Source organism: uncultured Ralstonia sp. (genome assembly GCA_913056305.1).
In the GTDB taxonomy this organism is placed as follows: Bacteria; Pseudomonadota; Gammaproteobacteria; order Burkholderiales; family Burkholderiaceae; genus Ralstonia.
The window spans coordinates 1-7,081 of record CAJXMR010000232.1; the positions used below are offsets into that span (position 1 = coordinate 1).

Annotated in this window: 9 protein-coding genes; all 9 read left to right on the forward strand. The window is 66.9% G+C overall.

Annotated features, from left to right (window positions below):
• Positions 1-633: urea ABC transporter ATP-binding subunit UrtE (urtE, locus tag QZ609_RS22695; RefSeq protein WP_295499738.1), on the forward strand; the 633-nt coding region annotated here is incomplete at its 5' end.
• An 86-nt stretch (positions 634-719) separates the two neighbouring features.
• Positions 720-1,607, forward strand: coding sequence for an urease accessory protein UreD (locus QZ609_RS22700; protein ID WP_295499740.1), 888 nt, complete (start codon positions 720-722; stop codon positions 1,605-1,607).
• 49 nt (positions 1,608-1,656) lie between these two features.
• A complete protein-coding gene (locus tag QZ609_RS22705; protein WP_295499742.1) occupies positions 1,657-1,959 on the forward strand; it encodes an urease subunit gamma in 303 nt (100 codons plus the stop codon).
• Positions 1,960-1,993: 34 nt separating this feature from the next.
• Entirely contained in the window at positions 1,994-2,611 is a 618-nt protein-coding gene (locus QZ609_RS22710) for a HupE/UreJ family protein (RefSeq protein ID WP_295499744.1), read from the forward strand.
• An 11-nt stretch (positions 2,612-2,622) separates the two neighbouring features.
• Positions 2,623-2,940: an urease subunit beta gene (locus QZ609_RS22715; RefSeq protein ID WP_295499746.1), complete on the forward strand. Its 318-nt coding sequence runs from the start codon at positions 2,623-2,625 to the stop codon at positions 2,938-2,940.
• A gap of 13 nt (positions 2,941-2,953) precedes the next feature.
• The gene (ureC, locus tag QZ609_RS22720; protein ID WP_295499748.1) at positions 2,954-4,672 is read left to right on the forward strand and encodes an urease subunit alpha; all 1,719 of its coding nucleotides are present in this window, start codon (positions 2,954-2,956) and stop codon (positions 4,670-4,672) included.
• A gap of 2 nt (positions 4,673-4,674) precedes the next feature.
• On the forward strand, positions 4,675-5,307 hold the full coding sequence (gene ureE, locus QZ609_RS22725; RefSeq protein ID WP_295499751.1) for an urease accessory protein UreE: 633 nt from the start codon (positions 4,675-4,677) through the stop codon (positions 5,305-5,307).
• Positions 5,300-5,989 (forward strand): urease accessory protein UreF, encoded by a 690-nt coding sequence (locus QZ609_RS22730; RefSeq protein WP_295499752.1) that lies wholly within the window; start codon positions 5,300-5,302, stop codon positions 5,987-5,989. The genes ureE and QZ609_RS22730 overlap by 8 nt, the downstream gene beginning before the upstream one ends.
• 5 nt (positions 5,990-5,994) lie before the next feature.
• Complete coding sequence (ureG, locus tag QZ609_RS22735; protein ID WP_295499749.1) at positions 5,995-6,627, forward strand: urease accessory protein UreG; 633 nt, start codon at positions 5,995-5,997, stop codon at positions 6,625-6,627.
• Positions 6,628-7,081 lie beyond the last annotated feature (454 nt).

The following is a 7,081-nucleotide window of genomic DNA, read 5'->3' on the forward strand; positions in this document are numbered from 1 at the left end:
AGCTTCGAGGTGCCGTCAGGCAAGCTGACCACGCTGCTGGGCCGCAACGGCGTCGGCAAGACCACGCTGCTCAAGTGCCTGATGGGCGTGGTGCCCACCGCCAGCGGCGCGATCGATTGGGAAGGGCGTGCGATCCAGAAGCTGCCCGCGTACGAGCGCGTCTCGCAAGGGCTCGCCTATGTGCCGCAAGGGCGCGAGATCTTTCCACGCCTGACGGTGGAAGAGAACCTGCTGATTGGGGCTGCCGCCAAGCGCGCGCCATCCAAGGTGCCGGATTCGATCTACGAGCTGTTTCCGGTGCTCAAGGAGATGAAGGGCCGGCGCGGCGGCGACCTGTCCGGCGGCCAGCAGCAGCAACTGGCGATCGGCCGCGCGCTGATGAGCCAGCCGCGCCTGCTGATCCTGGACGAACCCACCGAGGGCATCCAGCCGTCCATCATCCAGGAGATCGGCCGCACGCTGCGCCGGCTGGTGGACGAGTTCGGCATGTCGGTGCTGCTGGTCGAGCAGTACTACGATTTTGCGCGTCGTATTGCCGACCGCTACGTCGTCATGAGCCGCGGCGAGGTCATCGCGCAGGGCGACGGCGCCAACATGGAAGCGGACGGCGTGCGTGATCTGGTGGCCGTCTAGCAAGGGGCGGAGCGAAAAAGGCGGATGCGAAATTTCCGCCATCTCGCTATGATGAAAAACCTTCCTGCTGCCGCGCCGCACCCCTGATGCGTCATCCCGATTTTCCCGTTCCGCCGCAGGCTGCCTCGTTCGCATCCTGGGAGGCTTCGCTGCGCCTGGCATTTGCGCGCCGTGGTGGGCGTACGGTGCTGGCCTCGTGCCGCCACCAGGGGCCGCTGCGCGTGCAGAAGGCGCTGTACCCGGAAGGCGAGGGCGTGTGCCACGTGGTGATGCTGCATCCGCCTGCGGGCATTGCCGGCGGCGACGTGCTCGACATCGACATCGAACTCGGCGCCGATGCGCATGCCGTGCTGACCACGCCTGGCGCCACCAAGTGGTACAAGTCGCTCGGCCGCACGGCCACGCAGCGCGTCGCCATTCGGCTGGACGCGGGCGCGCGGCTGGACTGGCTGCCGCAGGAGAACATCGTCTTCAACCAGGCGTGCCCGATCATCGATCTGACGCTGGATCTCGCGCCCGGTGCCACCGCCATCGGCTGGGATACCACCATGCTCGGCCGCCACGCCGCCGGTGAGTCCTGGGCAGAGGGCAACATCGCGATGCGTACCGACGTGCGCAGCAACGGCCGGCCGCTGTGGATCGAAGCGGCTGCCTTCGATGCGCAATCGCCCATGCTGAATGCGACGACGGGCATGGCGGGCTTCCACGTCGTCGGCACGCTGTGGGCGGTGGGCGAGGGCGCGACTGAAGCCCTGGCCGAAGCGATGGCCGAGCACCTGCCGTACAACGATGACCTCCGTGCCGGCGTGACGTGCCTCACGCAAGACGTGCCCGGTTTGCCGAACGTGCTGCTGCTGCGCATACTCGCGCGCCGCCCTGAAGACGCGCGCACCTTGCTGTCGCAGACATGGCTTGCTCTGCGCGAACCGATTCATGGCGTAGCGGGCCGTCCGCTGCGTCTGTGGGCGACGTGACTATGTATCACCGTCGCCCGATTCCGACCCTCACCCAAGAGAGCCCCTCGTGGAACTGACCCCGCGCGAAAAAGACAAGCTGCTGATCTTCACCGCCGCCCTGCTGGCCGAGCGCCGCAAGGGCCGTGGCCTCAAGCTCAACTATCCGGAAGCCGTCGCACTCATCAGCGCCGCCATCATGGAAGGTGCACGCGATGGCAGGACCGTCGCCGAGCTGATGCATTACGGCACCACCATCCTCACGCGCGACGACGTGATGGACGGCGTGGCCGAGATGATCCCCGACATCCAGGTCGAGGCCACGTTTCCGGACGGCACCAAGCTGGTCACGGTCCACCATCCGATTGTCTGAAGTTCGAACGCCATCCACCAGAACGAGTCCCGCCATGACGCATACCCTGTCACGCACTGTCCGGCCTGCTGTCGCCATCGCCCTTGCCCTGGGCGCTTCCGCCGCGTTCGCGCATCCGGGGCACCCGGGCCATACGGCTGAGGGCAGCTTGCTCGCCGGCTTCCTGCATCCGCTCACGGGCGCTGACCACCTGTTGGCCATGGTGGCCGTGGGCGTGTGGAGCGCGCTGGCCTCGCGTACGGTGCGTGACGCGCTGTGGGCGCCGGTCGCCTTCGTCGCGCTGATGGTGATGGGTGCGCTGCTGGGCGCGGGTGGCATGGCGCTGCCGATGGTCGAGCCGATGATCGCCGCATCGCTGCTGGTGTTCGGCCTGCTGATCGCCGCGCGCGCGCAGATGCCGGCCTGGGCCGGCGCACTGCTGTGCGGCGCGTTCGCGCTGTTCCACGGCTATGCGCACGGCACGGAATTCCCGGCCGGCGCACAAGCGATGTTCCCGACTTTCGTCGGCGGCTTTGCCGTGGCGACGGCGCTGCTGCATACCGCGGGCATCGGCGCCGGCTTCGCGCTCAAGCCGCGCCTGGCGTGGCTGGCGCGCCTGTCGGGCGTGGGCGTGGCGCTGTACGGCGCTGGCCTGCTGGCGGCTGCCATCTGAGGAGCGCTGCGATGATCCCTGGCGAACTCCTGCCGCAAGACGGCGACCTCGAACTCAACGCAGGCCGGCCGACGCTGACGGTGGCGGTGGCCAACACCGGCGACCGCCCGGTGCAAATCGGCTCCCACTACCACTTCTATGAAGTCAACGACGCGCTGCGCTTCGACCGCGAGGCCACGCGCGGTTACCGGTTGAACATCGCCGCCGGCACCGCCGTACGCTTCGAGCCGGGGCAGGAGCGCACGGTCGAGCTCGTGGCGCTGGCTGGTGACCGCGTGGTCTACGGCTTCGCGGGTCGCGTGATGGGAAAACTGCAGGGCAAGCTTTGAACAAGGCAGGGACATGACACTCAAGATCAACCGCCGCGCCTATGCGGAAATGTTCGGCCCCACCACCGGCGACCGCGTCCGCCTGGCCGACACCGACCTCATCGTCGAAGTCGAGCGCGATTTCACCATCTACGGCGAGGAAGTGAAATTCGGCGGCGGCAAGGTCATCCGCGATGGCATGGGCCAGAGCCAGCGCGAATCGAAGGACTGCGCCGACACCGTCATCACCAACGCGCTGATCATCGACCACTGGGGCATCGTCAAGGCGGACATCGGTTTGAAGCACGGCCGCATCTCGGCGATCGGCAAGGCGGGCAACCCGGACATCCAGCCCGGCGTGACCATCGTGATCGGCCCGGGCACCGAGATCATCGCGGGCGAGGGCATGATCGTCACAGCCGGCGGTGTCGACACGCACATCCACTTCATCTGCCCGCAGCAGATCGACGAGGCGCTCAACAGCGGCGTGACGACCATGATCGGCGGTGGCACGGGCCCGGCTACCGGCACCTTCGCCACCACCTGCACGCCGGGGCCGTGGTACATGCAGCGGATGCTGCAGGCGGCGGATGCGTACCCGATGAACATTGGCTTCCTGGGCAAGGGCAACGGTAGCTTGCCGGGCGCGCTGCGCGAGCAGATCGACGCCGGCGCCATTGGCCTGAAGCTGCATGAGGACTGGGGCTCCACGCCGGCTGCCATCGACTGTTGCCTGGGTGTGGCCGACGACACCGACACGCAGGTCGCCATCCATACCGATACGTTGAACGAGTCGGGCTTTGTCGAAGCGACCGTCGCGGCGTTCAAGGGCCGCACGATCCACACGTACCACACCGAAGGCGCGGGCGGCGGCCACGCGCCGGACATCATCCGCGTGTGCGGTGAGTCGAACGTGCTGCCGTCGTCGACGAACCCGACGCGGCCGTTCACCGTCAACACGCTGGACGAACACCTCGACATGCTGATGGTGTGTCACCACCTCGACGCGTCCATCGCCGAGGACATCGCCTTTGCCGAGAGCCGCATCCGCCGCGAAACCATCGCCGCCGAAGACATCCTGCACGACCTTGGCGCGTTCTCGATGCTCTCCAGCGATTCGCAGGCCATGGGCCGCGTCGGCGAGGTGGTGCTGCGCACCTGGCAGACCGCGCACAAGATGAAGGTGCAGCGCGGCAAGCTGGCCGGCGATCCGAACGACGCGCGCGGCGGTCATGACAACTTCCGCGTCAAGCGTTACGTGGCCAAGTACACGATCAACCCCGCGCTCACGCATGGCATTGCGCATGAAGTCGGCTCGATCGAGGTCGGCAAGTGGGCGGACCTGGTGCTGTGGAAGCCTGCGTTCTTTGGTGTGAAGCCGAGCCTGATCCTGAAGGGCGGCATGATTGCCTCGGCGGCGATGGGCGATGCCAATGCGTCGATCCCCACGCCACAGCCTGTCCACTACCGGCCGATGTTTGCCTCGGCGGGCGGGGCGCTGGGGCGCTCTTCGCTGAGCTTCCTGTCGCAGTCGGCGGCGGATGCGGGGGTGGCGGAAAGCTATGGCCTGGCCAAGACCACCGCGGTGGTCAAGGGCACGCGCAGCGTCACCAAGGCGCATATGATCCACAACGACTGGCAACCGAACATCAGCGTCGATCCGGAGACCTACCAGGTGGTGGCCGACGGCATGGTGCTGACGTGCGAGCCGGCCGAGGTGCTGCCGATGGCGCAGCGCTATTTCCTCTTCTGATGATGCTTTCGATCGATAAACACCTTCCCGCGCCGCATGGGCTGGCGCCTGTGCTGGTCAAGCGTGCGCCCAAGCTGGTGCTGCCGTTCCTGGAGCGCAGCCGCAGCCGCCTGCGCGCCACGCTTGACGACGGCCGCGAGGTGGCCGTGGTGCTGCCGCGCGGCACCGTAATGCGCGGCGGCGATGTGCTCGTAGCCGTTGACGGCACGCTGGTGGAAGTGCTGGCCGCGCCCGAGCAGGTGCTGCGCGTGACCAGCGACAACCGTCTCGCCCTGATGCGTGCGGCCTACCATCTCGGCAATCGTCACACGCCGGTGCAGGTCACTGCCGATGCGCTGCAGCTCGAAGCCGATCCGGTGCTCGAAGACATGCTGGTGCGTCTGGGCGTGACCGTCGCGCACGTGGAGGCGCCGTTCGAGCCGGAGGCGGGCGCATACGGCGGTGGCCATCGCCACGGCCATGATGCGACCTTCGAGGAGGACTACGCCGCCGCGCAGGCGCTGTACCAAGAGCATCACGGGCACGATCACGGTCATGCGCATAGCCATGATCACGATCACGCGCATGACCACGACCATGGTCACGTGCACGGCCCAGGCTGCGGCCACGGGCATCACCACCATCACCATGACTAGCATTGCCCAACTGACCGCTTTGCTGCACCTGGCGTCGCCGGCGCTGCCGGTGGGTGCGTTCAGCTATTCGCAGGGGCTGGAGGCGGCGGTGGATGTGCGGCACGTGCAGGACGAGGCATCCGCCGCGCGGTGGATTGCCGAAGGTCTCGATGTGCTGGCCGCGTGCGAGGCACCGCTGTGGCTGCTGCAGTTTGCCGACTGGCAGGACGGCCGCTTCGACGCGGTGGCCGAGCGCGATGCCTGGTTCCTCGCCACGCGCGAGACGCGCGAGCTGCGGCTGGAGACCGCGCAGATGGGCTGGTCGCTCAACCGCCTGATCCAGCAGATGGGGTGGGGCGACGAGGCGTTGCGTGCTGCATTGGCGGCACGCGCGGCGGTCACGTTTCCGACCGCATTTGCCGCAGCCGCTGCCGCGCTGAATGTCGATCCGCACGACGGGGTCACGGCCTACTGCTTCGCCTGGGTGGAGAACCAGATGGCGGCGGCGGTCAAGGCAGTGCCGCTGGGGCAGGCGGCCGGGCAGCGCATCCTGTTTGGCCTGCATGCGCCTGTCGCGCGCTCAGTGGAAGAGGCCACGCGGCGAGCGGCGTGCCATCCGCCTGAACTGTCTACGTTCTCGCCCGGGCTGGGTGTGCTGTCGGCCCGCCACGAGACGCAATACTCACGACTCTTTCGTTCCTGAACATCATGCGTACCAAGAAACTTCCCGCCCTGCGCATCGGCGTGGGCGGCCCCGTTGGCTCCGGCAAAACCACGCTGCTGGAGATGCTCTGCAAGGCCATGCGTGACCGCTATGACCTCGTCGCCATCACCAACGACATCTACACCAAGGAAGACCAGCGCCTGCTGACCATCTCTGGCGCGCTGCCGGCCGAGCGCATCATGGGCGTGGAGACGGGCGGCTGCCCGCACACGGCCATCCGCGAGGATGCGTCGATCAACCTGGAAGCCGTCGACCGCATGCTCGCCAGGTTTCCCGATGCCGATGTCGTCTTCATCGAATCCGGCGGCGACAACCTGGCGGCCACCTTCAGCCCCGAGCTGTCGGACCTGACCATCTACGTGATCGACGTGGCTGGTGGCGAGAAGATCCCGCGCAAGGGCGGGCCGGGCATCACCAAGTCGGATCTGCTGATCATCAACAAGACCGACCTTGCGCCGTACGTGGGTGCCTCGCTGGAGGTGATGGAGAGCGATACGCGCAAGATGCGCGGTGATCGGCCGTTCGTGATGTGCAACCTGAAGGCGCAGGGCGGGCTGGATGAGGTGATCCGCTTTATCGAGCGGCAGGGCATGCTGAGTGCGCCGGCCGCGGCCTGAGGCGTGGGCACTCGCCGTTGTATGGCGGGTCAAAACGGCTGTGGTGCGCGTGATCGGAGGTGTGTGATGGGCTCGCGTCGTTGGCTTGTGTTGGCGGTATCCGTGTGGGGTGCTGTGGCGTGTACACCGGTCATCTCGGGGCCGTCTTACACGATGGATGTGCGGTTGCATGACGGCAAGGCGGTGCGTTGCGCTGTCAATGCGCCGCTAATGCCGCCCAATCCGCCGGGCCCGGTGTTGACGACGCGTGAGCGCAATGAGGCCGAGGTGTTGGCGTTGCAGCCGATGCGGCTGGAGGTGGGGCCGAGGTCGCCGTATCCCACGCCTTATACGGCGCCCGACGTTCAATGTCTCGCTTTGGCTGGCTGATTTTTCCTTAGTGGTCCATCCCTGATGTCATCCCCTGCCGGGGCTGACCTACTTTTCTTTGTCTTGCCAAAGAAAGTAGGCAAAG

What these genes read in the sequence shown, in the direction of transcription:
- QZ609_RS22710 (WP_295499744.1), top strand. Translation starts at nt 1,994, where the DNA reads ATGACGCATACCCTGTCACGCACTGTCCGGCCTGCTGTCGCCATCGCC.
- ureE (WP_295499751.1), top strand. Translation starts at nt 4,675, where the DNA reads ATGCTTTCGATCGATAAACACCTTCCCGCGCCGCATGGGCTGGCGCCT.
- ureC (WP_295499748.1), top strand. Translation starts at nt 2,954, where the DNA reads ATGACACTCAAGATCAACCGCCGCGCCTATGCGGAAATGTTCGGCCCC.
- QZ609_RS22715 (WP_295499746.1), top strand. Translation starts at nt 2,623, where the DNA reads ATGATCCCTGGCGAACTCCTGCCGCAAGACGGCGACCTCGAACTCAAC.
- ureG (WP_295499749.1), top strand. Translation starts at nt 5,995, where the DNA reads ATGCGTACCAAGAAACTTCCCGCCCTGCGCATCGGCGTGGGCGGCCCC.
- QZ609_RS22730 (WP_295499752.1), top strand. Translation starts at nt 5,300, where the DNA reads ATGACTAGCATTGCCCAACTGACCGCTTTGCTGCACCTGGCGTCGCCG.
- QZ609_RS22700 (WP_295499740.1), top strand. Translation starts at nt 720, where the DNA reads ATGCGTCATCCCGATTTTCCCGTTCCGCCGCAGGCTGCCTCGTTCGCA.